Source organism: Pseudomonas sp. P97.38 (assembly GCF_001269745.1).
GTDB classification, from domain to species: Bacteria; Pseudomonadota; Gammaproteobacteria; order Pseudomonadales; family Pseudomonadaceae; genus Aquipseudomonas; species Aquipseudomonas chlororaphis_E.
Genome location: NZ_LHVJ01000028.1, coordinates 135,477 through 161,304 on the forward strand (window position 1 = coordinate 135,477; position 25,828 = coordinate 161,304).

At 64.8% G+C, this 25,828-nt stretch carries 18 protein-coding genes and 1 pseudogene; 4 read left to right on the forward strand and 15 right to left on the reverse strand.

The features are described from left to right. The first annotated feature begins 301 nt into the window (after positions 1-301). The 3 genes from AD664_RS23570 to AD664_RS23580 all read left to right on the forward strand — a co-directional run bounded on the left by AD664_RS23570 (position 302) and on the right by AD664_RS23580 (position 4,782). Complete coding sequence (locus AD664_RS23570) at positions 302-1,222, forward strand: hydrogen peroxide-inducible genes activator (RefSeq protein ID WP_042732563.1); 921 nt, start codon at positions 302-304, stop codon at positions 1,220-1,222. Between the two features lie 8 nt (positions 1,223-1,230). Beyond that, positions 1,231-3,306, forward strand: a complete 2,076-nt coding sequence (recG, locus tag AD664_RS23575) for an ATP-dependent DNA helicase RecG (protein ID WP_053150680.1) — start codon at positions 1,231-1,233, stop codon at positions 3,304-3,306. A gap of 78 nt (positions 3,307-3,384) precedes the next feature. After that, positions 3,385-4,782, forward strand: coding sequence for an aminoacyl-tRNA deacylase and HDOD domain-containing protein (locus AD664_RS23580; protein WP_042732564.1), 1,398 nt, complete (start codon positions 3,385-3,387; stop codon positions 4,780-4,782). Between the two features lie 130 nt (positions 4,783-4,912). On the opposite strand, the gene AD664_RS23585 is transcribed toward AD664_RS23580, so the two are convergent. The 3 genes from AD664_RS23585 to AD664_RS23595 form a co-directional block, all read right to left on the reverse strand. Then, entirely contained in the window at positions 4,913-5,215 is a 303-nt protein-coding gene (locus tag AD664_RS23585) for a delta-60 repeat domain-containing protein (protein WP_083454244.1), read from the reverse strand. A 60-nt stretch (positions 5,216-5,275) separates the two neighbouring features. Then, positions 5,276-6,271 (reverse strand): delta-60 repeat domain-containing protein, encoded by a 996-nt coding sequence (locus tag AD664_RS23590; RefSeq protein WP_053150299.1) that lies wholly within the window; start codon positions 6,269-6,271, stop codon positions 5,276-5,278. 127 nt (positions 6,272-6,398) lie between these two features. Further along, positions 6,399-6,782, reverse strand: coding sequence for a hypothetical protein (locus tag AD664_RS23595; RefSeq protein ID WP_053150305.1), 384 nt, complete (start codon positions 6,780-6,782; stop codon positions 6,399-6,401). 499 nt (positions 6,783-7,281) lie between these two features. Between AD664_RS23595 and AD664_RS23600 the strand changes: the two are divergent. Beyond that, positions 7,282-7,661: pseudogene (locus tag AD664_RS23600) on the forward strand (DUF6124 family protein). A gap of 590 nt (positions 7,662-8,251) precedes the next feature. Here the strand turns inward: AD664_RS23600 and tagQ are convergent. The 12 genes from tagQ to tagH form a co-directional block, all read right to left on the reverse strand. Beyond that, positions 8,252-9,196, reverse strand: coding sequence for a type VI secretion system-associated lipoprotein TagQ (gene tagQ, locus AD664_RS23605; protein WP_053150308.1), 945 nt, complete (start codon positions 9,194-9,196; stop codon positions 8,252-8,254). 85 nt (positions 9,197-9,281) lie between these two features. Further along, positions 9,282-11,027 carry an SUMF1/EgtB/PvdO family nonheme iron enzyme gene (locus AD664_RS23610; protein WP_053150311.1) on the reverse strand — a complete coding sequence of 582 codons (1,746 nt, stop codon included), beginning with the start codon at positions 11,025-11,027 and terminating at the stop codon, positions 9,282-9,284. Continuing rightward, positions 11,020-12,216, reverse strand: a complete 1,197-nt coding sequence (locus AD664_RS23615) for a hypothetical protein (protein WP_053150313.1) — start codon at positions 12,214-12,216, stop codon at positions 11,020-11,022. The genes AD664_RS23610 and AD664_RS23615 overlap by 8 nt, the downstream gene beginning before the upstream one ends. Further along, positions 12,216-12,932 carry an ABC transporter ATP-binding protein gene (locus AD664_RS23620; protein WP_053150316.1) on the reverse strand — a complete coding sequence of 239 codons (717 nt, stop codon included), beginning with the start codon at positions 12,930-12,932 and terminating at the stop codon, positions 12,216-12,218. Before AD664_RS23620 ends, AD664_RS23615 begins: the two co-directional genes overlap by 1 nt. Then, positions 12,932-16,027, reverse strand: coding sequence for a serine/threonine-protein kinase (locus AD664_RS23625; protein ID WP_053150319.1), 3,096 nt, complete (start codon positions 16,025-16,027; stop codon positions 12,932-12,934). The genes AD664_RS23620 and AD664_RS23625 overlap by 1 nt, the downstream gene beginning before the upstream one ends. Further along, entirely contained in the window at positions 16,024-16,755 is a 732-nt protein-coding gene (locus AD664_RS23630) for a PP2C family serine/threonine-protein phosphatase (protein ID WP_042731534.1), read from the reverse strand. Before AD664_RS23630 ends, AD664_RS23625 begins: the two co-directional genes overlap by 4 nt. After that, positions 16,756-17,409 (reverse strand): type VI secretion system-associated protein TagF, encoded by a 654-nt coding sequence (tagF, locus tag AD664_RS23635; RefSeq protein ID WP_053150321.1) that lies wholly within the window; start codon positions 17,407-17,409, stop codon positions 16,756-16,758. Continuing rightward, a complete protein-coding gene (tssM, locus tag AD664_RS23640) occupies positions 17,406-20,906 on the reverse strand; it encodes a type VI secretion system membrane subunit TssM (RefSeq protein WP_053150324.1) in 3,501 nt (1,166 codons plus the stop codon). Before tssM ends, tagF begins: the two co-directional genes overlap by 4 nt. Next, on the reverse strand, positions 20,903-22,207 hold the full coding sequence (locus tag AD664_RS23645) for a DotU family type VI secretion system protein (protein ID WP_053150327.1): 1,305 nt from the start codon (positions 22,205-22,207) through the stop codon (positions 20,903-20,905). Before AD664_RS23645 ends, tssM begins: the two co-directional genes overlap by 4 nt. A 6-nt stretch (positions 22,208-22,213) precedes the next feature. Next, on the reverse strand, positions 22,214-23,548 hold the full coding sequence (gene tssK / locus AD664_RS23650; protein ID WP_053150330.1) for a type VI secretion system baseplate subunit TssK: 1,335 nt from the start codon (positions 23,546-23,548) through the stop codon (positions 22,214-22,216). A 15-nt stretch (positions 23,549-23,563) separates the two neighbouring features. Next, a complete protein-coding gene (tssJ, locus tag AD664_RS23655) occupies positions 23,564-24,070 on the reverse strand; it encodes a type VI secretion system lipoprotein TssJ (RefSeq protein ID WP_053150333.1) in 507 nt (168 codons plus the stop codon). A gap of 68 nt (positions 24,071-24,138) precedes the next feature. Continuing rightward, positions 24,139-25,611, reverse strand: a complete 1,473-nt coding sequence (gene tagH / locus AD664_RS23660; RefSeq protein ID WP_053150335.1) for a type VI secretion system-associated FHA domain protein TagH — start codon at positions 25,609-25,611, stop codon at positions 24,139-24,141. Between the last annotated feature and the right edge of the window lie 217 nt (positions 25,612-25,828).

Here is a 25,828-nt window from a genome sequence, read left to right on the forward strand (position 1 = left end):
CCAAACCCCGTGGCGAGGGAGCTTGCTCCCGCTGGGCCGCGAAGCGGCCCCAAAACCGCCGGATGCGCGGGCATCAGCCAGAGCGCATCCAGCCGACCAGGGCCTGCTGCGCAGTCCAGCGGGAGCAAGCTCCCTCGCCACAGTAGGTACAGCCAGCAGAACAGGCACTGAAGGTGCCTTTCTCATATCCGGCAACGACCACACCCACATTAGCCAGTGTCCCACCGCGCCCGCAGTCTGATAACGTGCGTCTATCGATTGCAGCCGGTATGCTTGGCTCGCAACTTCACGGACGCTCGCCATGACCCTCACAGAATTACGCTACATCGTCACCCTCGCCCAGGAGCAGCACTTCGGCCATGCGGCCGAGCGTTGCCATGTCAGCCAGCCGACGCTGTCGGTGGGCGTGAAGAAGCTCGAAGACGAGCTCGGCGTGCTGATTTTCGAGCGCAGCAAAAGCGCCGTGCGCCTGACGCCGGTGGGTGAAGGCATCGTTGCCCAGGCGCAGAAAGTGCTGGAGCAAGCCCAAGGCATCCGTGAACTGGCCCAGGCCGGCAAGAACCAGCTGACCGCCCCGCTGAAAGTCGGCGCGATCTACACCGTCGGCCCCTACCTGTTCCCGCACCTGATTCCACAACTGCACCGGGTCGCCCCGCAGATGCCGTTGTACATCGAAGAGAACTTCACCCACGTACTGCGCGACAAACTGCGCAATGGCGAACTGGACGCGATCATCATCGCCCTGCCGTTCAACGAAGCCGACGTGCTGACCCTGCCGCTCTACGACGAGCCGTTCTACGTCCTGATGCCGGCCCAGCACCCCTGGACCCAGAAGAAAACCATCGACGCCGGCCTGCTCAACGACAAGAGCCTGCTGCTGCTCGGCGAAGGCCACTGCTTCCGCGACCAGGTGCTCGAAGCCTGTCCGACGCTGACCAAGGGCGGCGAAGGCGCCAAGCACACCACGGTGGAGTCCAGCTCCCTGGAAACCATCCGGCACATGGTGGCTTCCGGCCTGGGCATCTCGATCCTGCCGCTGTCGGCAGTGGACAGCCATCACTATGCACCGGGCGTGATCGAAGTCCGGCCGCTGTCGGCGCCCGTGCCGTTCCGCACCGTTGCCATTGCCTGGCGTGCCAGTTTCCCGCGGCCCAAGGCCATCGAGATCCTCGCTGACTCGATCCGCCTGTGTTCCGTGGCCAAGCCGCCTGCGGCCAAGTAAGCCGTGCCATGACTGAGCTGTCGAACGTACCGGTCACGGCACTCAAGGGTGTCGGTGAAGCGATGGCCGAGAAACTGGCCAAGGTCGGCCTGGAAAACCTCCAGGACGTGCTGTTTCACCTGCCGCTGCGCTACCAGGACCGCACCCGCGTAGTGCCCATCGGCCATTTGCGGCCGGGCCAGGACGCCGTGGTTGAAGGCACGGTCAGCGGCGCCGACGTGGTCATGGGCCGCCGTCGCAGCCTGGTGGTGCGCTTGCAGGACGGCACCGGCGGGCTCAGCCTGCGCTTCTACCACTTCAGCAATGCCCAGAAGGAAGGCCTCAAGCGCGGCACGCGGATTCGTTGCTACGGCGAAGCACGCCCCGGTGCTTCGGGGCTGGAGATCTACCACCCGGAATACCGCGCCATCACCGGCGACGAACCGCCGCCGGTGGATGAAACCCTGACCCCGGTCTATCCGCTCACCGAAGGCCTGACGCAGCAGCGTCTGCGCCAATTGTGCATGCAGACCCTGACCCTGCTGGGGCCCACCAGCCTGCCGGACTGGCTGCCCACCGAGCTGGCCCGGGACTATCAACTGGCGCCGCTGGCCGACGCGATCCGCTACCTGCACAACCCGCCGGCCGATGCCGATGTCGACGAACTCGCCCTGGGGCACCATTGGGCCCAGCATCGCCTGGCCTTCGAAGAACTGCTGACCCATCAACTGTCCCAGCAGCGCCTGCGCGAAAGCATGCGTGCCTTGCGCGCACCGGCCATGCCCAAGGCCATCGAGCTACCGCCCAAGTACCTGCGCAACCTGGGTTTCAGCCCTACCGGTGCGCAACAACGGGTCGGCAACGAAATTGCCTACGACCTCAGCCAGCCCGAACCCATGCTGCGGCTGATCCAGGGCGACGTCGGCGCCGGCAAGACCGTGGTGGCCGCCCTCGCCGCGCTCCAGGCGCTGGAGGCCGGCTACCAGGTGGCGTTGATGGCGCCCACGGAGATCCTCGCCGAGCAGCATTTCATCACCTTCCAGCGCTGGCTCGAACCGTTGGGCATCGAGGTCGCCTGGCTGGCCGGCAAGCTCAAGGGCAAGAACCGCGCCGCCGCCCTGGCGCAGATCGCCGAGGGCGCCCCCATGGTGGTCGGTACCCATGCGCTGTTCCAGGACGAAGTGCAATTCAAGAACCTGGCCCTGGTGATCATCGACGAACAGCACCGCTTCGGCGTACAACAGCGCCTCGCCCTGCGGCAGAAAGGCGTTGGCGGGCGGATGTGCCCGCACCAGTTGATCATGACCGCCACACCGATCCCGCGGACGCTGGCCATGAGCGCCTACGCCGACCTCGACACCTCGATCCTCGACGAACTGCCGCCTGGGCGCACGCCGGTCAACACCGTACTGGTGGCCGACACCCGGCGGATCGAGGTGATCGAACGGGTGCGCAGCGCCTGCGCCGAGGGTCGACAGGCCTATTGGGTGTGCACGTTGATCGAAGAATCGGAAGAGCTCACCTGCCAGGCGGCCGAAACCACTTACGAAGACCTCACCGCCGCCCTTGGCGAACTGAAGGTCGGGCTGATCCACGGCCGCATGAAACCCGCCGAGAAAGCCGCCGTCATGGCCGAATTCAAGGCCGGCGCCCTGCAACTGCTGGTGGCCACCACGGTGATCGAGGTCGGGGTCGACGTGCCTAATGCCAGCTTGATGATCATCGAGAACCCCGAGCGGCTGGGCCTCGCACAGTTGCACCAGCTGCGCGGTCGAGTTGGCCGGGGCAGCGCCGCCAGCCATTGCGTCCTGCTGTACCACCCACCGCTGTCGCAGATCGGACGCCAGCGGCTGGGCATCATGCGCGAAACCAACGACGGCTTCGTCATCGCCGAAAAAGACCTCGAATTGCGCGGCCCTGGCGAAATGCTCGGCACGCGCCAGACCGGTCTGCTTCAATTCAAGGTAGCCGACCTGATGCGCCACGCCGACCTGCTCCCCGCCGTGCGTGACGCCGCACAGGCGTTGCTGGAACGCTGGCCCGCTCACGTCAGCCCGCTGTTGGACCGTTGGCTGCGACATGGGCAGCAATACGGCCAAGTGTGAGCACGCTCTCAGTTTCCGGACCCGCGTGCCGGACAAGCTGGTTATACTGACCAACTTGTAGGAAAACGGATACAGACCATGACAGAAGCTGCCCTAGCCCCCGAATCCCCGCACGCTCCGTCTGTTATTCGGCTGCTGCTCGAGAAATTGGGCATTGGCTATGACGAAGTCCTCGAACGGCCCGGCCTCAACCCGGCCCGCAAGGTGCAAGCGGTCCTGTTGCACGATGCCGTTGGCGCGCTCATGGTGCTGTTCCCCCAAAACCAGTTGCTGGACCTCAATCGCCTGGCAGAGCTGACCGGCCGCAAGCTCACCGCAGTGCCCACCGAGCGCCTGGAGAAGATGCTCGGCAAACACAGCCTGAGCCTGCTGCCCGGCCTGCCGGCGCTGACCAGCTCGCCCTGCCTGTACGAAGAAAGCCTGCTGCGCGAGCCCAAGCTGCTGATCAACTCGGGCGAGCCGGGGCTGCTGCTGGAAATCACCAGCGAAGCCTTCAAGACCATGCTCTCCAAGGCCAGCGCCGCGGCATTCGGCGAAGCCACGAGCAACATCACCCCCAACCTGGACCGCCCACACGACGACCGCGCGGAAATCACCCAGGCGGTGCAAGCGTTCACGGCGCGGCGCATCCAGCAACGGCTGGAAGAAACCATCGAGATCCCGCCGCTGGCCGAAACCGCGCAAAAAATCATCAAGCTGCGGGTCGATCCTGACGCCACCATCGATGACATCACCGGCGTCGTCGAGACCGACCCGGCCCTGGCCGCACAAGTGGTGAGCTGGGCCGCGTCGCCGTACTACGCTTCGCCAGGCAAGATTCGCTCGGTGGAAGACGCCATCGTCCGGGTACTGGGCTTCGACCTGGTGATCAACCTGGCCTTGGGTTTGGCGCTGGGCAAGACCCTGAGCTTGCCCAAGGACCATCCGCAACACACCACGCCGTACTGGCAACAGTCGATCTACACCGCGGCCGTCATCGAAGGCCTGACCCGCGCCATGCCACGCGCCCAGCGCCCTGAAGGCGGGCTGACCTACCTGTCCGGCCTGTTGCACAACTTCGGCTACCTGTTGCTGGCCCACGTGTTCCCGCCGCACTTCTCATTGATCTGCCGGCACCTGGAGGTCAACCCGCACCTGTGCCACAGCTACGTGGAACAGCACCTGCTGGGGATCAGCCGCGAACAGATCGGCGCCTGGCTGATGCGCTACTGGGACATGCCCGACGAACTGGCCACCGCCCTGCGTTTCCAGCACGACCCGCACTACGACGGTGAGTACGCCGCCTACCCGAACCTGGTGTGCCTGGCGGTACGTCTGCTGCGCGCCCGCGGCATCGGCTCCGGCCCGGACGAAGAGATTCCCGATGCGCTGCTCGAGCGCGTTGGGCTGACGCGGGAGAAGGCCAACGATGTCGTCAGCAAGGTGCTGGAGGCTGAGGTGTTGCTGCGGGAGTTGGCTTCGCAGTTTCATGGCTGAACACTGCGCCTGAGCCAACCTGACGATTGCAGGTGATGAGCTTCTGTGGCGAGGGAGCTTGGGGTGGCTACGCCACCCAGCGGGAGCAAGCTCCCTCGCCACAAAGCTGGACCTGTCTTTTCCTCGTGGCTCAAGCCAGATAGCGAATCACCCAGCCGCCCGTTATACCAGGCCATAGATCCGTGTCTATCCAGGTTAACCCGCACTCCACGATCCGCCCGTCTGCCATCATGGTCATGTCCTGCATACTTTCAAACGTCACTTCTTCGTCGAAAACAGTAAAACCGTTGCCATTGAATGTCGGATCCAGGGAGCCATCAGGAAGAAGGCGCGCAGTCAGCACCTTCGCGTCTTCGGTGGCGAAGCCGTTGCCGGTAGTTCCGGCGGCGATGATCGAACCATCTGCCTGCAATACACAACGCCACCATTCCATGCCTTGAGGCACCAACCTGGAGAACAATGGCTGCCCGCGGTTGAAGTTGAAGTCGAAGAATCAACCCTCGGTTATAACGAACATCACTCCATTGCGAACACCATCGCGCATCGCATCGCCTACTGCGACAATACTGCCGTCGGCCTCCCTAACCTCAATAGCCCTCAAGGAAATACCGCCGGCATTACGAACAGTTACGGTCCCGCCATTGAAGGTTCTATCGAGGCGTCCCATGGCGTCGAAACGCGTCACGTACACACTCCTGTAGTTCTGACCTGCCAATCTAAAATCCCCAGCGACCAGAACCTTGCCGTCCGCTTGAACGGCCAAAGCCCCAGCGGAGTTGTATTCGTAGTCAATGCCTTCGAGCTCGACAAGCACAAAGCCCCGTTCGTTGAACGTGTAGTCGGTCGAACCATCTGAGTTAAGACGCAGTACGATTCCTTTCCTCTGGCCAGTTTTGGTTGTAACCACATGGGTTAAAAAGATCTTTCCGTCCAATTGCTGGAGCCCAGTGGCTCCCTTACTGCCCGAGACTCGTGGCGCACCCGCGGAGGGTTCTTCTTCACTCGACCCAGCTGTCTCCTCGCCTATCCCGACATCCGTGGGGTTGCCCATGCTGCTGTAAGGAACCAGAAGCACGCCCTCCTGCCCAAAGGCCTCGTCCAACTGCCAATCCTCGCGATACCTTACAAGATACAGGCCTGAATCTGAGGGAATACGGAACTGCCCCATTACCAGGTAACCGCCATCGCTCAACCCATAGAGTTTCCTGATATCCAGTTCGGCCCCCGCTATGGGAATTTCGATCAGACCGGTTCCATTTCCACCAAAGTCGGTGTCGATTGAACCGTCCTCATTCAATCTCACTATTACAGTTGGGCGGCCGGGTCCCCCCATTAATGTCATGCCAAGAAGGATCCTATTGGCGGGTAACGCCAGGACGGCTTCCGTGTAGACGCCGGATATTTCGGGTGTTGGGAACTTCAATACCCCCTCATCGGCAAAGCTCGGATCCAGAGTGCCTGCTTTCGTGGTGTGTGCTGGTTGAGTCATGGTGGGAGCTCCTGAGGTGTTTGTATCCTCATGGAGCGCTCAAACAGGCACGCTTGCACCTGTCAGGAATGACAGTTCAGACGACTGTTAGGAGATAAGACACTGCCTTGTTAGACCAAGCCATTACTCAAGCCTTGGGCTTGGCCTTCTTCGGCTTCAGATACCGGGTCAACCCCTGGAACCAGATCACCAGCGCGGGGTTGCCCTTGATCTGGATCGACTTGTCCTGAATCCCCGTCATGAACGCCAATTGCTTGTTCTTGGCCTGCATCGTCGCGAAACCATAAGCCGCGTCCTTGAACGCAATGGCGAACGCCGGCGCTGGGTAAGTACCGGACTGGCTGGTGATACGCTGGTTCTTCACCGTGAAATGCCGAGCCACCTTGCCGTCCAGGGTTTGCAACTGGAACACCAGCTCCTTATCGCCCAACTGCTGCTGGAACGCCGGGTTGGTCCGGCTGGCCTTGCCCATCAGCAAGCCCAGCATCCACAGCAGGAAACGAAATTTCATCGACAGCGCCTCGTAAAGAAAGATGAATGCAGGCGCAGTTTAGCGATTCTTTGGCGGAACGCCATCATCGGATCGCTTTAGCAGGAGATCAGCCTTTTTTTCCGCATGATGACTACCAAGTCACGAAAATACTCGCATGTAAGAGGCTTCTGTAGGTGCTGCCGAACAATGCGAATTTTCGGTCCTTTCCCGTCCTGGTTCTCGGACATTTCCTGCAAGACGCCGGGCTATCGATGAACTAGGCAGCCTTTCGGAGGCCCGCTAACCTTTGGCCGTCATCGCAAAAAACGGTGGCACGGACGTGCAAGTCCGGTTTGGTACGCAATTGGTTATGGCTATTGACCGAGCATTTTTCTATGCTCGCGTCCCGTTATGGCGATTGTGCGTGGGAGACCTTCGGGTCTGCCGGCGGTACCGGACCGGTCTTGCACACCTACGCACAGTTGCCACCTCTTCGAATGCAAGCGAATGGTCGGCAGCCCAACTCTGGTACATGGATATGGTCAAGCATTCCCCCAATCCGCCGCAAAGCGGCCATAAATCCCGCGTCGAAGCCCTCGAAACCAAAAAAGACGAAGACGCCGCCACCCGCGCCCTCGACTACTACCTCAACCCCAAACCCTCTCCCCCACCTGAAGCCGATAAAAGCCAACTCTTCATCGTCGCCCCCCACGTCGACACCGAAACCCTGCTGGCCAACGCCTCCGAAGACCTGCTCTCCATCAGCACCCTCGCCGCCGACCTGGCCGATGACGTAGAAGACTCACGCCGCAGCGTCGCCCTGGGGCGGATGGGGTTCAGTTGCTGGTTGAACGGGCGCTGGATCGTCTGGAAGCGCAGGAAGCGCAGGAAGCAGTGGCGCTGGCAGGCAAGGGGTAATTGCAAGCCGGGCCGCTCCCACAAGTGGATGAAGTACAACCGGGAGAGGTAGGTCGGCTATAAGGCCGCCTTCGCGGGCAAGCCCGCTCCCACAATGGATCGGCGTACACCCGAGAGAGACAAGCCGGCCGTAAAACCGCCTCGCTTTGGCTTTGGCTTTTGATCTTGAGGCCCCGTTAACCACGATGGCCGAACGCAGGTGTTGCGCAGTGGGCACCTCGGCATGGATGCCGAGGTAGCCGCGCTGGGCCATGGATGGCCCTTCGCGGCGGGCCCCACGGAGCAATGCCGGAGTGAGGGAACACCGAGCCTTAGGCGAGGTGCCAAGTGGTGGGGCAAGCCTTTTTTGCTTACTTTTTTTGGCGTCTGAAGAAAAGTAAGCCGCTGTAAGAGCGGAACCCTAAGTGGCCGTTACCGCAGCAATGGATCTGTACCCGGTCAACAAAACCGTGCCCGACAATTAGGCCGCCTTCGCGGGCAAGCCCGCTCCCACAGGGGATCGGGGGATGACCCAAACATCGAGCCTGCTCCCACAGACTTTTCATGCGGTGATCACGCCGCAAAAGACGTGATCACCAGCAACCACTCCATCAAACGTTCGGGCAAGGCACCGGTGCCCAGTCGCCCAGGTCCGGGTTCTTGCACATGCTGTTGACCTGGCTGGTACCCGCGCTGGCAACCTGCTTGCTTTCAGCCTGCTTGGCCTTGGCATCCTGCAGGGTCTTCTCGGTGGCGACGGCTTCCTTCGGCACCGCTGGCAGGGCTTTCTTCTTCGCCGGCTGAACCTTGGCCTTGGTCTTGGTCTTGGTCTTGGTCGGTGCCACGGCTGGCGTGGTGTCGGCGGTGGCCACGGTGACAACGTCGGTACGCTGTACGCCTACCTGCTGCAGGTCTTTCTCGTAAGCCTGGGTGTAGTTGTTCAGGTCTTCAGCCGCCTTGCCGTTGACCGCGACGATCAGGTCGTTGGACTCTTTCAGGCCGGCGACGATTTCCGCCAGGCGCTTGCGGCCTTCGGTGTCGTTGACGGACTTGGCCTTGCGGTCGGCCACCAGCTTGGTGAACGCGCTCTGGTAGCACTGTTGCGAAGCCTTGGCGTACGCGGTGCTGCGGTCGATGTCCGAAGCGCTCTTGTTGACGTCAGCGGCGTAGGACGCGATGCGCTGGTTGTCATCGGCGATCTGCTTCTGGCGCTCGGTGTAGTAACCGGCGGCGCCGCCGGCCAGGGCACCGCCCGCGGCACCGATGGCAGCGTTGCGGCCACGGTCTTCCTTGTCGGCGGTCAGGGCGCCCAGCAGCGCACCGCCCACGGCACCGACGGCCGCGCCGGTGACCACGGACTTGGTCATGTCACCCTCGGTGGAACGCAGGTGCTGCACCGGCTCGTAGCAGTTCGGGTAGTACTCGACCTTGGTGCTCGACGCGACCTTGGACGTCGGCGAAGTCGCGCAACCGGTCAATACAGTGCTGAAGCCAACAGCGACCAGCAGCAAGTGACGCTTGGAAACCGAAGCAAAAGGTTTACGGGAGAAAAGCATAGTTGTGTTCTCGTTTAAGTTTTGACCAGCTCAGCGCGGCCCCATCGCCGCCTGAGTCCCTTCCAAGCTCGCTAACAACGAACGCTCAAGACCGCTGAGCGCTCGATGCGAGCAATTCCTTCAATATCGCCGCCGGGTCGGCTCGTTTTTGCTGACGATAATCCCCGACATGGCGAACGAATAACGTGGCACGCGCCACCAGGCTCTTGCCCAGTACCGGTTTGCGCTCCAGCTCTTCCTTGACGCGCTGGAATTGCGCCTGGATCACCGCATCGGTGTAGCGCGTGCCGGTGGCCAGGTTGTCGATGTAGATCGCCACGGCGCCCTCCAGTGCGCTGCGACCGTTGTCGATGGCCGTGGCGAACAATTGCGCACTGGCGTCGTCCCTGGCATCCAGGGCCGCCTGGCGACTGTTCTGCAGATTGGTCAGGCGGATGTTGTAGTTGTTGACGGTCTCGGCCACCAGGGCCGACGACTGGATCAGGTTGCCGGCCGCTTCCTCGCGCTGCTGGGCGATGAGCGAGACGTTGCGCTTGAGCTCTTCGTTGACCAGCCCCAGCTCGGCTTGCAGGCGCGGGTCGACGCTGGCGGCGATGATGCTGTCCAGGCGTTTGGTCGGGTCTTCGGCATCGTCGATGGCGTCGGTCAGGGACGCGAGGCGCCCTTCTTTCTGCCATTGGGCAAACAGTTCCTTGTAGCGCGAACGCGGCGCCGACAACGCCCCGACCGCCACCCGGAAGCCGGTGGTTTCGTTGCTCTGCTCGGTGCCGTCGGCGGCGAACAGCGGGTACTCGCGACGCATCCCGGTGAACAGCGTGCCCTCGCCTTCCAGGTAGTTGCCACCCTTGACCACGAAGCCGCCATAGGCACCCTGACGACGCCCGGCGTGCACCAGTTGGAAAGACTCCTGGACCATTTCGGCGGCGTTGCCCACCACATCGAACAAGCCGATGGGGTTGGGCAGCTTGGTGCCGATCGGCATCAGCCGTGCGGCCTGGCCGGTGCCGCCGGCGACCTGGTTGAACACCGCCCAGTCGGCCAGCGGCCCGTCGCTCTCGCTGCCTTCCAGGCGCCGGGGGAACAGCCGTCCCTCCAGGTCCTGGCGGCTGACGGCTTGCCCGCCACGGGCGGCGAACTCCCACTCGACTTCGGTGGGCAGGCGCACGAAGCCCAGCCCACCGTCCTCAGCGGCAGTGCCGCGCCCACTCACCGGCAGCAGGTCCTTGTGGTACTTCATCAGCCAGGCGCTGTACACCGCCGAGAAACGCTCAGCCTCGAACTTCGACAGTTTCACCTTGGGCAGCCGACCGGCCACGCCCTGGGGCAGGTCGGCCTGCAAGGCCTCGCAGGCCGGTGCCGGTTCGCCGCTGGCCAGCGACTGGGCCTGGGCCATGACCTGGGCGTACTGGCGCGCGGTGACTTCGTACTTGCCGATGAAGTACAGCATCGGCTTGAGCGGCGTCTTGGCGTCGGTCTTGGGCATCAACGGCGTGATGGTCTTGTTCCAGTCCTTGGGCAGGTCCTTGAGGGTGAACTGGCCGTTGATGAAATCGCGCCGGTAACCGGAAATGAACGACTGCTGGTAACCGGCCTCGCCCTCGCTGAACGGGTAGCCGAGGCTGATCTCGCGGTCGTCGAGGGTGCCCTGGGCCAGGATGTAGACGTAACGGAACACCATCTGCCCTTCACAAGGCAGCGGCAGGCTGACGTCATCCGGCAACGGCTTGGGGTTGTCCAGCTTGTCGCTGGCCTCGTCGGCACTCGCCGAATGAGGCAGGGCAACCAGGCCCGCCAGGCTCAACGCCACGGCAGCGGCTAATAACTTATACATCTCGGATTCCTTCACTGGCCTGGATGCGCGCCACACGCCAGCCACCGCATGCCGCCGCCACGGCGCTGACGCCGAGCACGGCCACCAGGGCCAACAGGTAGTGACGCAGCAGCAGATGGCTGGCGTATTCGCCCGGCAGCTGCGCAAATAGATAATTCAGCCCCGACTGCGCCAGGCCATACAGCCCGGCGCTGAGCAGGGCCGCAAGCCCGGCACTGTAAAGCGCCTGCAACACCACGAACAACAATAGCGCAGTGGTGGACACCCCCAGCAGGCGCAACACCGACAATTCCCGGCGCTTGCGCTCGACCGCCGCCAGGGCCCCGGCGAAGATGGCCGCGAAGGCGCCGGCCAGGGCCAGCCCGGCGATGATCCAGAAAACGATCGACAGATTGCGGCTCAGCGACTGCACCTGGGCGATGGTCTGGGCCTGGGTCGACACCAGCAGGTGCTGCGCGGCGAAATACTGGCGCAGCGGCTCGACGTCAGCGAGGCCGCGGGCGTACAGCCGGAACGCCGGGTACACCCGTTGCCCCGCCACACCCGGCACTTCGCCGGGCCAGTTGAACGCCGGCACCGCGCGACCGTCGCGATAGTCCTCGGCCGCCTCCAACAAGGCCAGCGGGGCGAACAGGCCGTCCCGGGCGAAGGCTTCCAGCGGCAGCACGTGCAGCACCTGGACCTGCGTGCGCTGCGCCTCGCTGCGACCGGCCACCTGGCGGCCGAAACTGGCCTGCAACCAATCGCCCGCCTTGGCCCCGAGTTTTTCCGCGGCGGTCTGGCTGAGCACCACCTGGTCCAGCCCCTGCGGCACCGGCAGACGCTGGAGCAAAGGGTCATCGGCTGCCGTGGGGATCATTTCCACGGTGACCGGCGAAGCGTCGCGGCTCAACTCGGCGGTCGCGGCGATCTGTCGGGTGCGCGGCAAGGCGAAGGCAACGTCGCCACGCTGACCCAACTGCTCGATGAACTGGGCGCTGAAGCGGCCACCGCCCAGGGGGATGATCTCGCGGGTGGCCGGGTCGTTCTGCAACCGCTCGGTGAGGCTGCTGACCAGGCCGAACTTCAGCCCGAACAACACCAGCAAGGGCGCCACCACCGCCACCAGCGCCAGCACCGAGCACGCCGACAGCCACGCATCGTTGCGGTAATCCTGCCAGGCCAGGGAAGCCACCAGCGTGCTGCGCATCAGCAAGCCTCCCCAAGCGTGGCGGTGACGCCGCCGTCGGCATCGCGACGGCAACTGATGCGACGCACCTGCAAGCCGCTGGCACGGGCCAGCGCCTCGTCGTGGGTGGCGACGACGCAGCAGACACCGTACTCGCGGGCCTGGGCCACCAGCAGGTGCATCACGCGCTCGGCGTTCAAAGGGTCGAGGGCGGCGGTCGGTTCATCGGCCAGCAACAGCCGAGGACCATGGGCCAGGGCCCGAGCACAACTGACGCGCTGGCGCTGGCCGACGGACAAGTCCGCCGGTTTCTTGTCCAGTTGGTCGGCAATGTCCAACTGCCCGGCCAGGCGCGTCACGCTGCCGTCGTCCTTCAAGCCGAGCAGCTTGCGCGACAGCTCGATGTTGCCGCGCACGTCCAGAAAACCCAGCAGGCCACCGGTTTGCAGCACGTAACCGAGGTGCTGGCTGCGCAACTGCGCCAAGGCGCCCTGCCCGGAACCGCGCCACAACCGGGCGATGTCCAGTGGCGTGTTGGCGGGCGTGAAGTCGAACCGCCCGGCCTGGTCCGGCGCCGACACCAGGGCCAGCAGGTCGAGCAGCGTGCTCTTGCCGCACCCACTGGGGCCGACCACCGCCAGTTGCTCACCGGCGCGCAATTGCAGCCGTGGGATCACCAGGCTGTAGCGCTGGCTGCCAGCGCCTCGGCTTTTGTGCACCGCGGTCATGTCGAGCATCACGGCAGCGTCGACAACGGAACGCGGTACAAGGCATCACCCGGCTCGGCATCGCCGAAACGCACCCAGTTCGCCAGGTCGTTGTGGAAGGTTTCGTAGAGACGGATTTTCGAATCCAGCTCGTCGATGAAGTCTTCCTGCTCGGCCACGCTCAAGGACAACCACAAGTCCTGGGTCATGTTCAGCGACTTGCTGCGGTACGGCAGCCCTTCCAGGTATTCGCCGAGGATCCCGCCGTCGGCGAGGTTGCCGCCCTTGCGCAAGGCCGACGGGTCGCGACTCATGTAGGCACTGGCGCTGGCGATTTCCTGGAAGAAATCCTTCGGCGAGCTCTGGGTCTTGCGGGCCGCGTCGACGATCAGCTTCAGCGATTGCTGCAGGTCGTTGAGTTGCAGCTTGGTCAGCATCACGCACACCTGGAACGCCGGCAGCGCCGGGTTGGTCAGGTCGCGATCGGCGGTCCAGGCGCTGACCAGTTGCGGCGCCTGGCTGGCGCTCTTGCGCCCCAGGAAATCCATGTGCATCGCGTAGCCGACCGCCGCCGACTTGTCGGCCAGGCTCGGCGCGGCGCTCAACTGCGGCACGCTCTGTTCCTTGTTGCTGCGCACTTGATGCACCAGGTCGGCGAACACCGTGCCGATCTCGTCGACGCGCTCGCCGAACTTGCGCACATCGGCGCCCGGCACCGGAATGTACAAGTCGCCGATCTGCGGGTTGGCGTCGGCGGTCAGGGTGCGGTACTGGCTCTGGGCACCGGCGTGGGTCTTCTTGCCGGCGTCGCTGAGCAGGTGCAAGGCGTAGATCTTGATCTGCTTGCCCAGCGCCGCCTGGCGCACCTCGGCTTCGTTCATCTGCGTCGCGGCGAAGGGATCGTTCTTGCGCAGGGCGCCGGCGTCGGTGACGAGCAGAATCAGGCGCCCGCCATAGCCGGACCAGTCCATGCCCTCCACCGCCTCCATGACGCCGGCAAACGCATCTTCGTTGAACGAATGGCTCGACACCGTGGACGCCTTGACCTGGCGCGCCAGGTCCATGAAGCGCTGCGGGTCGCGGCCCTGGTCCAGGGTGATCAGGGTCTTGGCCACGTACTCCAGGCCTGGGGTTTTCTTGACGCTGCTGCGAAAACCGACCATGCCGAAACTGACACTGTCCAGCTCGCCACGCTCGGCGATCCGGGCCTGCAACTGGTGCACCACGTCGCGCACCTGGTCGATGTACGGCTGCATGGACACCGTGGTGTCCACCACCAGCACCACGGCGGTGCGAAACGCGTCGGCGTTGGCATTGAGGATCGGCGTGTTGCCGGACGCCGCCTTGGCCGTATTGCCCGGGTCGATGGACGCCACGTTCAGCAATTGCACCGGCTGGCCGTTTTCGTCGAGGCTCTCGCGGGAGTCGAAGATCGGCAGCAGGTAGAACTGTTTCTCCGGCACGGCGCTGGCGGCCGGCTCCAGGGCCAGCACCTGCTGGTTGTCGGACGGGCTCTGCTGGGCCTTGAGCAGCACATTCCTGGCGGCGGAGGGGTTTGCCAGCAGTTTCTCCACTTCGCCAGGCTGGCGCAGGAACATCACCGGCGCGCGGCCGGAACGTTCGGTGAACTTGAGCACCAGGCTCTGCTTCCAGTCGCTGACCTGGGCGGCCGGCAACCAACCGTCGCTGCGACCATCGGTGGCGGCGCCCACACGCACCCACGGGCTGCCGTCGACATCCTTGCGCTGATAGACGTACAGCACCGAGAACGCCGGCAGGTCCTTGCCGGGCGCGGCACCCGGCGCATCGGCCAGCTTTGCCCCCGGCTTGGTCAGCACCCGCTGGAACAAGGTTTTCTTGCCGGCCATCAACAGCGGACGCTGGCCACCGTCGGCCTCAGTGGCCACGGGTGGGCTCACCGGCGGCTTGGCCGCTGGGGTTTCGGGCGTCTTCACCGGGGGTGTTTGCGGCGTCTTCACCGGGGGCTTGCTCGACGAAGGCGTGGAGGCCACCGGGGGCTTCGCCGCTTTGCCGTCATCACCGGACAACCACCAATAACCCGCGCCGCCCAGCGCCAGCGCCACGGCCACCGCGACGGCGGCCAGGGCGAACACCGGGGTCTTGCGGGCCGATGCCACGGGCGGGCGCGGCGGCGGGCTCACCGGCGGTGGCGTCGGTGTCGGCTGGGGACGGGACTGCGGCTGCGCGGGGCCGCTCGGGATGTCGATGGACACCGGCGTCAATCCCGCCAGGTCCTCGCCCACGGGCTTGGTCGTCACCGGCAGCGGCAACGGCCGGATCAGCGTCGCCTCGTTCGAATCCGCGGGCAGGTTGTCCAGCGCCCGTAGCAGGGCCGCCGCATCCGGGAAGCGCTCCGCCGGATCCTTCGCCAACAGCTTGCGCAGCACGTCCTGGTAACGGCCGTGGTGCACCGGCAACTCCGGCAACGGTTCGGTCAGGTGGGCCAGGGCCGTGGACAATGCGTCGTTGCCGGTATACGGCAGCTTGCCGACGAGAATCTCATAGAGCACCACGCCCAGGGCATACAAGTCGGCGCGACCGTCGATATCCTGCCCGCGGGCCTGTTCCGGGCTCATGTAGCTCGGCGTGCCGACGGCGAAGCCGGCCTGGGTGAACTGGGTGCGGTCGTCCAGGGACTTGGCGATGCCGAAGTCCGAAAGCACCGCCGTGCCGTCGGCACGGAACAGGATGTTCGCCGGCTTGACGTCGCGGTGCACCAGGCCCAGACCATGGGCGTAACCCAGGGCCGAGGCGATCTGGCGGATGTAGACCAGGCCCTGCTCCGGCGTCAGGCCCGCGGCGATGCGTTCCTTGAGCGTGCCATTGGGCAGGTATTCCATCGCCATGTAGTACAGCTCACCGACATTGCCGATGTCATGGATGGTGACCGTGTGCGGGTGCGACAGCCGCGCCAGGGTCTTGCCTTCACGCAGGAAGCGCTCGCAGAACGTCGGGTCGGCGGCCAGGGCGGCGGCCATGACCTTCAGCGCGACCTTGCGTTCCAGCGAGCGCTGGGTCGCCAGGTAGACACTGGCCATCGCGCCTTCGCCGATCTCGCCCTCGATGTCATAGCCGGGGATCTGGATGTTCAGGGCAGGGTTCATGACGGCACCTTCACGACCACCACGGTGATGTTGTCCGGCGCACCGCGCCTAAGGCCCAGGGACACCAGGCTGCTGGCGATTTCGCCGGGGTCGTCATGGCTCAGCACTTCGCGGATCTCTTCGTCTTCGACGGTCTTGGTCAACCCGTCGCTGCACAGCAGGTAGCTGTCGCCGGGCACCAGCAGCAGTTCGACCATCGCCAGGTTCAACTGCGCCTCGACGCCGATGGCCCGGGTGACGATGTTGGCCCGTGGGTGCACCCGGGCCTCGGCTTCGCTAAGCAATCCGCTGTCCTGCAGGTCCTGGACGTAGCTGTGGTCCCGCGAGATGCCCTCCAGCACGCCGTCGCGCAGGCGGTACAGGCGACTGTCGCCGGCCCACAGGCACATGCCGCGCAGGTCGCGCGTCGCCAGCACCACCACGGTGCTGCCCATCATGGTCACGCCACGGTTGGCGGTTTCTTCACGCACGGCCGCGTTGACCCGCAACAGGTCGCTCTGCAACGCCGCGACGTACTCTTCCAGCGAACGGCCCACGGCAATGCCACGCAGGCTGTCGACGATCAGGCTGCTGACGTAGTCGCCCGCCGCGTGCCCGCCCATGCCATCGGCGACCACCCACAAGCCGTGCTCCGGCAGGTCCAGGCAGGCGTCTTCGTTGACCTGGCGGACCATGCCGACATGGCTCTTGCTCGCAGACTTGAATGCTTTTCCGGCACTTGGACGCATCTACACAACACCTTCTTGGCCAAGCAAAAATTGCGCAAAATCAGCGGCGGCCGGCAGCCCCTGGCAGCGCATCAGGCCAGGCGCGATGCGCTCGGAACCCTGGCCCCACCACAGGCTCGCGCCTTCGCAGGCCGACTCGGCCAGGGCGCTCATGCGCCGCTGCGGGTCGGTGGCATCGAAGCGATGCAGGCTGGCGAACCGGCCGCCCGGGGTGCGCGGCAGGTACATCGGGCTGCCGAGGCTGTCCAGCTCGGCGCCGAACGCTTCGAAACTGGCTTCCACGTTCAACGTGCTCAGCAACAGGTTTTCCACCCGTTCAAACCAGTCGTCCGCACCGCCGACCACGGACGCAGGGTCCGCGTCGGGCTCCAGCAACACCGCGACCGTCAACGGGAAATACCGTCCGACCCGGTCGATACTCGGCATCACCACCCCGGCCGCGGCGTCCGGCCCACACACACCGGGCGCCACCAGGAACCGCCATAGCGGGCTGACCAGATAAGCATCCAGCCAGCGCTCGCCGAGGTTGCTCTGGCTGGCGAGCAGGCCCGCCGCCAGCCACGAATCCCACGGGCCGATGAAGCTCTGGGGCAAGCCACGGCTGACGAAATCCCCACGGCTGGCCAACTTTCCATAGAAGCCCGGCGTACTCATAGCCGCTCCGGCAGGCTGAAGCCGCTGAGCACCCGGCTCTTGAACGGGTTGAAGGCGCTGTTGGCCCGCAGCTCGTAGGAAGCACTGGCGTTATCGACCCGCAGCCGCAGGTTGAAGCGGTCCGGCGAGTTGCCGGCGGTCAGGTCCGATTGCTCCAGCAGCCGGAACCAGGCCCACGGCCCGTCCAGGGTGATGCCGGAGCGGCCGCTGGAGGACGGCGGCATGATCGAGATCCGCACCACGCCGATGCTGCCCGGGTTCGGCCATTGCATGGCGGTCGGGCGGCTCGGGCCGTGGTCGTAGCTCAACTGCTGGCCATCGAGGTCGAGCAAGAATTGGGTGATGGTCGAATCCATCGCCACCGGCTTGAGCTCGAAGCGCACCATCGGCTGGGTCCCGCCGGAACGGAAGAACGCATCGCGAATGGCCGCCGCGCGCTGGAAGGTCTGCAGCACGCCCGGGGCGATGCCCAGTTTCTGCGCCGCGCCCGGCTGCCAGCGCCAGGTTGGGGTGGAGGTGTCCACGTAGGGTTGCAGGTACTTGCGGAAATAGTTGTCCATCACCCCGCCGACGCCGAAGAACTGGCCGAAGTCGTCGAGGGTCGCGTCCCGCGCACTGCCCGGCGACATCGGGTACCGGCCGGCCAGGGACTGGCGATAGATGTTCACCACTTCGCTGGTCCAGGCAGCGTTCAGTTGGTTGCGCACCCCGCCCATCATGCTGTTGGTGGTGGAGTTGACCACCGACTTGACCAGCCCCTGCACCAGCGGTGGCTGGCGTTCGGCATTGAGACTGACCCGAGTAGCGGCCGCCTGGGCCTGGTTCTTGGCTTCGCCGAGCAAGGCGTCGCCGCTGGCGCCCACCATGGCGCTGACCTGCACGTACAGCGCGTTCATGTCGGCCAGCAGGCCATCGATGGCCGCCGGTTCGCCTTCTTTCTTGCTGACGATGCTGTTGAGCTCGGCAAAGTGCGCCGTAATCGGATCGTCATTGGCCTGGGGCGCGTCCTGCGGTGCCTGCTCCTGGCCGAGCAAACTGCCCAGGCGCTCCTTGAGCTTGTCCACCCCGCCCTCCGCTGGCGCGCCCTGGGCGGCCAGCAGGCGCTCATCCTGTTGCAGGTCGGTTTCCTTCGCCACCGCCACCAGCAGCTTTTTCAACGGCGAGGTCGGCCCGGAAATCACCCGCAGCACATCGGCGGCCTGGGCCACGCTGGTGATCGGCACGAAGTCGATATCGGCCAGCAGGGCGTCCCATTGGCGCTGGTAGTCCTGGAAGTACAGGCGCCGCACGTCCGCCGCGAGGCTGGCGACGTTCTGCTGGTCGGCCTGCTCAAAGCCCAGGACCCACTGTTCCTCAGCCAGAGTCCCGGCCTGGCTGAGGCCTGTGAGCAGAAAGCCCTGGCGGTAGCCCTTGACGGTGAAGAATCCGCTCAGCGGCTCGCCCAACGGCTTGCCGCTCTTGCGGCTGAACACCAGCGCAGCATCACGTCCGGCGGCTTCATTGATGCGGAAATCCGGGATGCCGTCGGGCAGCTTCTGCCGCTTGATCCGGTCGTAGACCCGTTGCGCCACGGGCAGTTGCTGCAACTGGCGACGCAGGTCTTCGATCAGGCGCGGGTCCAGGCGCGCCGTCGGCGGACGTCGCTCGAACAACGCCTGCAAGTGCTCGTTCAGGGCCGCACGCTGTTCGGCCGGCAGGTCACGCGGCAGGGTGCGGTCCCAATCCAGGGCGATCCAGGCCTTGATGAAGTCGGCATCGTAATGTTCGGTGTCGGCGAGCATCAGGTAGGCCTTCAGGCCTTCGTAGAGGAAATCCGAATTGCCGCCGCTGTGCAGTTGCTCTTCGATCCGGGTCAGCAGGCGCGGCCCGAACACGGCGATCAGCAGCTTGCGGTACACGCTGCCAGACTCGGCTTCGAGCATGTCGCCCTGGTACAGCCCCAGGCCCTCGGCCCAGTCGGGAGCATCGTCGGCCAGGTGCTTGACCGCGTTGAGCAGCGGCAACACCGCCAGCACATCGCGTTGGGCCGGGCTGAGGTTCTGCACGGTCTGGCCCAGCGGCGCGACCTTCTGGTCGACCTGGGCAATGTACGCCTGGTTGGCGCGGTAGCTGACCCACCACAAGGTCCCGACCACCAGCACCAGGACCACGGTGGAGGCCAGCACGCCTCGGGCGATCCACTTGCGCCGCCGTTCGACCTTGGGATCGACGCCCACCAGCCCACGCTCGGCGAAGGCCACGGCGGTGAACAGTTTTTCGATGAAATAGCTGCGCCCGGTACCGGTCTGGCGCGCCAGGTGCTGGCGGTCCAGGTTCATGCTCTGGGCCATCGAACCGATCAAACGGTCGATCGGGCTGCCTTCCTGGGTGCCGCTGGTGAAATACACGCCACGCAGCAACACTCGCTCTTCGAAAGCGTTGGGCTTGAACACGCCCTCCAGGAAGCTTTGCAGGCAATCTTTCAAGGCGCCGAACTGCTGCGGGAAACCGTAGATCAGGTCACGCCGCGCCGGGTCGCGTTCTTGCTGCAGGCGCTCCACCAGGCGGTCGTTGAGACGCTGCTCGAGGCCGGCGAACTCGCTTTGCAGGTGCGCCAGCGGGCTGTCGTTGCCCTTGCCATCGTCCAGGGCGAAGGTCATGCCCCAGACCTGGGCGCGCTCTTCCTTGCTCAGGGTATCGAAATACTCCATGAACCCCGGCACCAGGTCGAGCTTGGTCAGCATCAGATAGATCGGGAACCGCACGCCCAGTTGGGTGTACAGCTCCTGGATACGCAGACGGATCGCCGCCGCATGGGCGGCGCGCTCGGCCTCGCTGCCCAGCAGCAGGTCGGAGAGGCTGATGGCGATGAACGCGCCGTCGATCGGGCGACGGGCGCGCTGTTTCTTCAACAGGCCGAGGAAGCCCAGCCACGCGGCCTTGTCCACGGTCGCGTCGCTGTCCTGGGTGGTGTAGCGGCCGGCGGTATCGAGCAGCACGGCCTGGTCGGTGAACCACCAGTCGCAGTTGCGCGTGCCACCCACGCCACGGACCGCACCGGCGCCCAGTTGCGCGGCCAGCGGAAAATGCAGCCCGGAGTTGACCAGCGCCGTGGTCTTGCCTGAACCCGGTGGGCCGATGATCACGTACCACGGCAGTTCGTAGAGATTGCGACGTTCGTCACCGCCCAACTTGGCTTTCTTGAGCAGCGCCAGGGCTTCATCCATGCGTTGGCGCAGGGTTTCCAGCTCTTCGGCGGTGGCGATGCTGGTGGGGTCGGGCGGTGTCTGCTCGGCCAGGCTGCGCATGACTTCGGCAGCCTGGCGACGGGCCTGGATGATGCGGAACACGCGGTAGGCGATCCACACCGCGAACACCAGAATGATCAACGCCCAGCGCCGGCCTTCGGGCACCAGCCAATCCAGCAGCGGGCCTACGAACCAGATGATCAGGCTCAGGGCGATCAGCCCCAGCAACGGGATGACCCAGCGGATCATAAAACTGAAAAACGCCTTCACTCGACCCCCTCCGCCAATACGGTGATTTCAACCCGACGATTGCGCGCACGGCCCTCTGCCGTGGCGTTGGACGCCAGCGGCTCGGTGTCGCTGCGGCCTTCGGCGCTGAAGCGCTCGGGCTGGCCAGTCTTGGCCGAAAGAATGTCCAGCACCGAGCGCGCCCGTGCTTCGGACAGTGCCCAGTTGGACGGGAACCGCAATGTGGCGATCGGACGGTTGTCGCTGTGGCCGGTCACCAGGACCTGGCCCTTGACCTTGCGCACGGCATCGGCGATGCGCAGCATCAACGGTTGGAAATCGTCCTTGATGCTGGCGCTGCCCGAGGCGAACAGCTCATCACCCCGGATGGTCACCACCGAACGGTCGACGGCGTCTTCCACGGCAATCCGCCCGGCCTTGATCTCATCGGCCAGGAACCCGGCCAGGCGTGGTCGCTCGATCAGTTTCGGCTGCACCACGGGACGGTCGATGGTCTGCACCGGGATTTCGCCCAGCAAGTGAATGTTCTTGAACACCGGCTCGGCGTCGGAGGCCAGCTTCATGCGCAGGCCGAACAACAGCGCCAGCAGCAGCGCCGCGCCAATGGCCACGGCGATCCATGGAGGCATGAACTGCGCCAGTCGATCACGGGCCACGGTGACACCGCGCCAATGGGGCGACAGCTCGCGTTCATATTCGCCACGGGCGCTGCGGATCACCGCGCTGGTGCGCTCGCGCAACGCTTCCAGTTGGCTGCGACCGTCGTTCATCACCCGGTAGCGCCCCTCGAACCCAAGGCACATGCACAGGTACAAAAGCTCCAGCAGGTACAGGCGTTCCCGCGGGCTTTGCAGGCAATGCTCCAGCAGTTGGAACACCTTCTCGCCGCCCCAGGCTTCGTTGTGCACAGTGATCAACAGGCTTTGCTTGCCCCAGTCACTGGTGCCGCCCCACGGCGTACTCAGTACGGCTTCATCCAGCGCGGTGCACAAGGCGTAGCGCGCCAGCAGCACGTCGTTGCGCACCACGCCGGCGGCCTCGGCGCGCTCTTCGAACTGACGCAGGTAGGCCAACAGTTGCGCGCGCAAGCTGGCCGGGGCCGGGTGGGCGATGGTGTTGCGCAGGCGCGTCAACAAGGCCAGCAGCGGGCCAGCGGCGCTTTCCAGCGGGTTGAGCCCCTGGGCCTTGCCGGTCAGCACCGGCGCGGCCGGCATCGACAGGGGCGCGGGGGCCGGTTGCGGGCGTCCCGGGTCCTGGCGGAAGGGGTCCGCGCCACGGCCACCGGGCGTCGGCATGAACTGGGTACGATCGTCGTTGCTCATCGCGTTTTATCCTCGGATCGCCCAGAAAGCCAGGTTCAAGCCCGGGAACTGACCGGCGATGTGGAACGCAAAGCCGCCGGAGTTGCTCAGTTGCTGCCAGTGGTCGCTGCCGCGGTCGAGCTCGTAGTAGGTGGAACCGGCGTGATACGGCAATTGCCGTGGCGCCACCGGCAACGGCAGCAGGCCGATGCCCGGCAGTTGCAGGTTGACCAGGTCGCGGATGTGTTCCACCGAACCGACCTTGCTCTGCTGGCCGAAACGGCTGCGCAGGGTTTCGGCGGGGACATCGGCGCGCACCACCAGGATGAAGCTGGCGCTGTCGAGCAGGGTCTTGTCGGCCAGCATCGCCACGTGGATGCCGTAGGCTTTCTCGACAATCGGAATCGGCGTCGCCTTGCTGTCGATCAGCATCGACAAGGCTTCGCGCAGCGCTTGCATCACCGGGGCGAAACTCAACGCCAGGTCATCGTGCTGGTACTGCGGGTATTCCTGCGGTCGGCGACCGGAGGCGGTGAAGGTCGAGAACTCCCCGGCCAGGGCCACCAGTTCGCTGTAGAACCGCTCGGGGTGCAACGGGCTCACCTGGCTCAGGTGCTGGATCAGCGGTTGGGCACGGTTGACCAGTTGCAACAGCATGAAGTCGGCGATCTCCGAGGCGCCACCGGCGCCGGATGCCACCACCCGCCCGGCCAGGGCTTCGCCACGCTGATGCAACAAGCCCAGCAACTCACTGCGAAACGCCGCCAGGGGCTTGGAGGCGACCACATCCAGCAGCGGCGGGATGTATGTGTCGTCGAGCACCAGCGCCCGGTCGGCGCGTTTTTCCTTGATGCGCACCACGCCGATGGCCGCGTAGTCGCCGATGCCATCCTCGGCGGTCAGCAAGCGCAGCGCGCGGGCACCCAGGGCCACCGGGGCACGGTTCTCGAAGGGTGCGTTGTCGTCGCGCACTTCACTGACCTGGCTGATGTAGCGCGCGGCGCCCAGGGCCTCGCCTTCATCGACGGTGTCACGGGCACCGGCACGCTTGAGCGGCAAGGCCAGGTACACCAGGCCATCGCGCAGGTTGTCGTCGATGTTCAGCGGGGTCGGCGCCAGGTCATCGTGGGGGATGTTGAAAGGCGTGCCGTCCGGCAACAGGCCCCGTGCCGAGATGATCGCCAGCTTGCCCTGGGCCAGCAGGCCCTGGTCGATCAGCAATTCGGAAAACCCCCAGGCGCCGGCCGACAACGGTCGGCTGCGTGCGTCGATGAGGTTTTCCAGGTAACGGTCGTGCTGTTGGAAGTGCTGCGTTCCAATGAACATGCCTTCCGACCAGACCACGCGATTGTTCCAGGACATGGGGGCTCCGATTGCTTATTGGGCAGGGCTGGATGGGGGGACGACGACGCTGCTGCGCACGGCGCGCACGTCGAGGCTGATCTGGTATTCGGTGTATTGGCGCGGCGGGACATTCAACACCGTGCGCCATAGCGACTGATCCAGTTCGCGATAGCCCACCAGGATGCCGATGTGGCGCGTGGCCGGGTCGAGGTCGCGTTGCAGGCTCAGTTGCTGATCGGGCTGGATCAGCACCTCGTCCTGGTCGATGAGGTCGGCGCCCAGCGTCGCCTGGGCCCGTTCGGCCAAGGCGAAATAATCGGCGCGGGCAAAGGTGGCGGCATTTTTCAGTTCGAAAATGCGCACCCGCACCGGGGCCGGCTGGCCGGTGGCGCCGGGGTTGAGGCCGGCAATGGCATGCAAGTGCAGCTCGACGGCGGCGGTGTCGGCTTCAGCCTCGTCGGGCTGGGACTTGGCCCCATCCTTGGCGCACGCCGTCAGCAGAAGCGCGGTGGCGACTGCGAGTAAAAACCTGGGAATCATCCTGCGTCCTCAATGACGTTTGAGCTATCCGTTGTGTGCTTGTGAGTATTGTTATCGAACGGCGACGCTCAACGGCGTCGCTGTCGTGTGCTGTGTTCTTCGTAGGCGCGGCTGAATTCACGGCCGAACAAGTCCTGGAAATCCTCCTGGGCCTCCCGGGAAATATTGCTGTAGAGCTCGGTGAACTGCTGCCAGTACTGGGCCTGCCGCGAGCCGCTGAAAATACCCGAAAGCCCGCCGGGCTTGCCCATGCGTTCTTCCAGTTGCGCCGGCTCGAAACGCGCCAGCAGATGCTTGATGGCGGCCTCCACCCCGGCCATCACCGCCAGTTGGTGCGCACGCAGGTCATCGAAACTGTCCCGCACCGCCGCGTCCGGCGCCATGAACGCCTGATTGCCATGGCGCAACAGCAACAGCATCGCTTCATCGACGTTGGGGGCGAACTTCAGCGGGTTGTTTTCCACCGGCTGGATCATCGTCTGCTGGATACGGAATTCACCCTTGAGGCTGCTGCGAGCGCGCAAGACATCGATCAGCCCTTCGACCATCAACCGGTAGCTGCGACCGATGCTTTCCATCTGTGCCTCGGCCTGGGCCTTGTCCAGGCGCAACTGGTCCAGCCCGGCGCCACGCAGGAACGCTTGCAGCAGATCGGGCTGGAGGCTGTCGACCGGGGCCGCCGGCGCTTCAGCACGGGGCACCGGTGCGTCTAAGCGAGTGACCGGCGCTTCAGGCAGCGGCACGGGCTCGACGGCTACGGCCACCGGCGGGACCGGCACGGGGGCGACGGGGATCGGTATCGGCTCGATGATCGGCGGCGCCACAGGCGGCGGCGCGACGGCGACAGGGGGCACCGCCACGGGTGCCGGCTTGTCGCTGAACAGGTCCCAGTCTTCCGGGATCACCGAGCCAGGGTTGACCGCCACCGGCTCGACCACGGGCGGCGGCGCAGGCCGTGGAATCGGCGTCGGGGGACGGAAATCGTGCTGTTGGGCGGGCACATGATCGGGCTGGGTGGCCGGCGGAACACTGGAGGGCGCCAGGAAATCGAACAGGTCCGGCAGGGTGTCCATGGCCGACCCGCCCTGGAAATGCGCAGGCGACGTCATCGGCATCGACACCGGCATGGGGGCAGGCGCCGCGGCGCCCTGGCGCCCCATCAAGGCTTCGAAGCTGCTGGGCGATTCGGCAAACGGGTTGCTGTCGGTGACCGGCAGATTGAAGTCGACGCGCACCTGGATTTCATAATCGCCGATGCGGATCACTTCGCCATCCTGCAATGGCTCGCTGTTGCCTTTGCGCAAGCGAACGCCAGCCTTGACCAATTCCACACCATTAGTGCTGTTATCGGTCAAATAATAGCGCCCGTCCTTGTATTGAATAACGCAATGTTTGCCGGATACCAGGCGCTCCGGGTCCGGCAATACCCAATCATTATCGGAATTACGGCCAATTGCCATCACCCCCTGGTCCATGGACTTTTCAGAACACTGACCCGGGGTAATCTTGTGATAACTAGTGATAGTCAAACACAGCGGCATCTCGCCTCCTTGCTGAATACTTCTGCGCACGTCTTCGCGCGTGGGCGAGCCGGCGGAGAACCACCCCGGCGACACGCCAAAAACCTTGCAAAGCACCGCGAAACGGCTTTTTGCCAGCATGATGGCTGATCTTAACCGGCCTGCATGACAAAAAACCGCTCTCGGTACCTACCTCGACCTGCCAGTCGCGTGGGTTGTTAAGCGCCTCACAACTGTA

Bases quoted from the DNA above. Each gene is read 5' to 3' on its own strand.
- tssJ (WP_053150333.1), bottom strand. From the start codon at position 24,070: ATGATTCCCAGGTTTTTACTCGCAGTCGCCACCGCGCTTCTGCTGACG.
- AD664_RS23580 (WP_042732564.1), top strand. From the start codon at position 3,385: ATGACAGAAGCTGCCCTAGCCCCCGAATCCCCGCACGCTCCGTCTGTT.
- tssK (WP_053150330.1), bottom strand. From the start codon at position 23,548: ATGTCCTGGAACAATCGCGTGGTCTGGTCGGAAGGCATGTTCATTGGA.
- tagH (WP_053150335.1), bottom strand. From the start codon at position 25,611: ATGCCGCTGTGTTTGACTATCACTAGTTATCACAAGATTACCCCGGGT.
- AD664_RS23590 (WP_053150299.1), bottom strand. From the start codon at position 6,271: ATGACTCAACCAGCACACACCACGAAAGCAGGCACTCTGGATCCGAGC.
- AD664_RS23595 (WP_053150305.1), bottom strand. From the start codon at position 6,782: ATGAAATTTCGTTTCCTGCTGTGGATGCTGGGCTTGCTGATGGGCAAG.
- AD664_RS23620 (WP_053150316.1), bottom strand. From the start codon at position 12,932: ATGCTCGACATGACCGCGGTGCACAAAAGCCGAGGCGCTGGCAGCCAG.
- AD664_RS23625 (WP_053150319.1), bottom strand. From the start codon at position 16,027: ATGAACCCTGCCCTGAACATCCAGATCCCCGGCTATGACATCGAGGGC.
- AD664_RS23630 (WP_042731534.1), bottom strand. From the start codon at position 16,755: ATGCGTCCAAGTGCCGGAAAAGCATTCAAGTCTGCGAGCAAGAGCCAT.
- AD664_RS23610 (WP_053150311.1), bottom strand. From the start codon at position 11,027: ATGTATAAGTTATTAGCCGCTGCCGTGGCGTTGAGCCTGGCGGGCCTG.
- tagF (WP_053150321.1), bottom strand. From the start codon at position 17,409: ATGAGTACGCCGGGCTTCTATGGAAAGTTGGCCAGCCGTGGGGATTTC.
- AD664_RS23585 (WP_083454244.1), bottom strand. From the start codon at position 5,215: ATGGAATGGTGGCGTTGTGTATTGCAGGCAGATGGTTCGATCATCGCC.
- tagQ (WP_053150308.1), bottom strand. From the start codon at position 9,196: ATGCTTTTCTCCCGTAAACCTTTTGCTTCGGTTTCCAAGCGTCACTTG.
- recG (WP_053150680.1), top strand. From the start codon at position 1,231: ATGACTGAGCTGTCGAACGTACCGGTCACGGCACTCAAGGGTGTCGGT.
- AD664_RS23615 (WP_053150313.1), bottom strand. From the start codon at position 12,216: ATGCGCAGCACGCTGGTGGCTTCCCTGGCCTGGCAGGATTACCGCAAC.
- AD664_RS23645 (WP_053150327.1), bottom strand. From the start codon at position 22,207: ATGAGCAACGACGATCGTACCCAGTTCATGCCGACGCCCGGTGGCCGT.
- AD664_RS23570 (WP_042732563.1), top strand. From the start codon at position 302: ATGACCCTCACAGAATTACGCTACATCGTCACCCTCGCCCAGGAGCAG.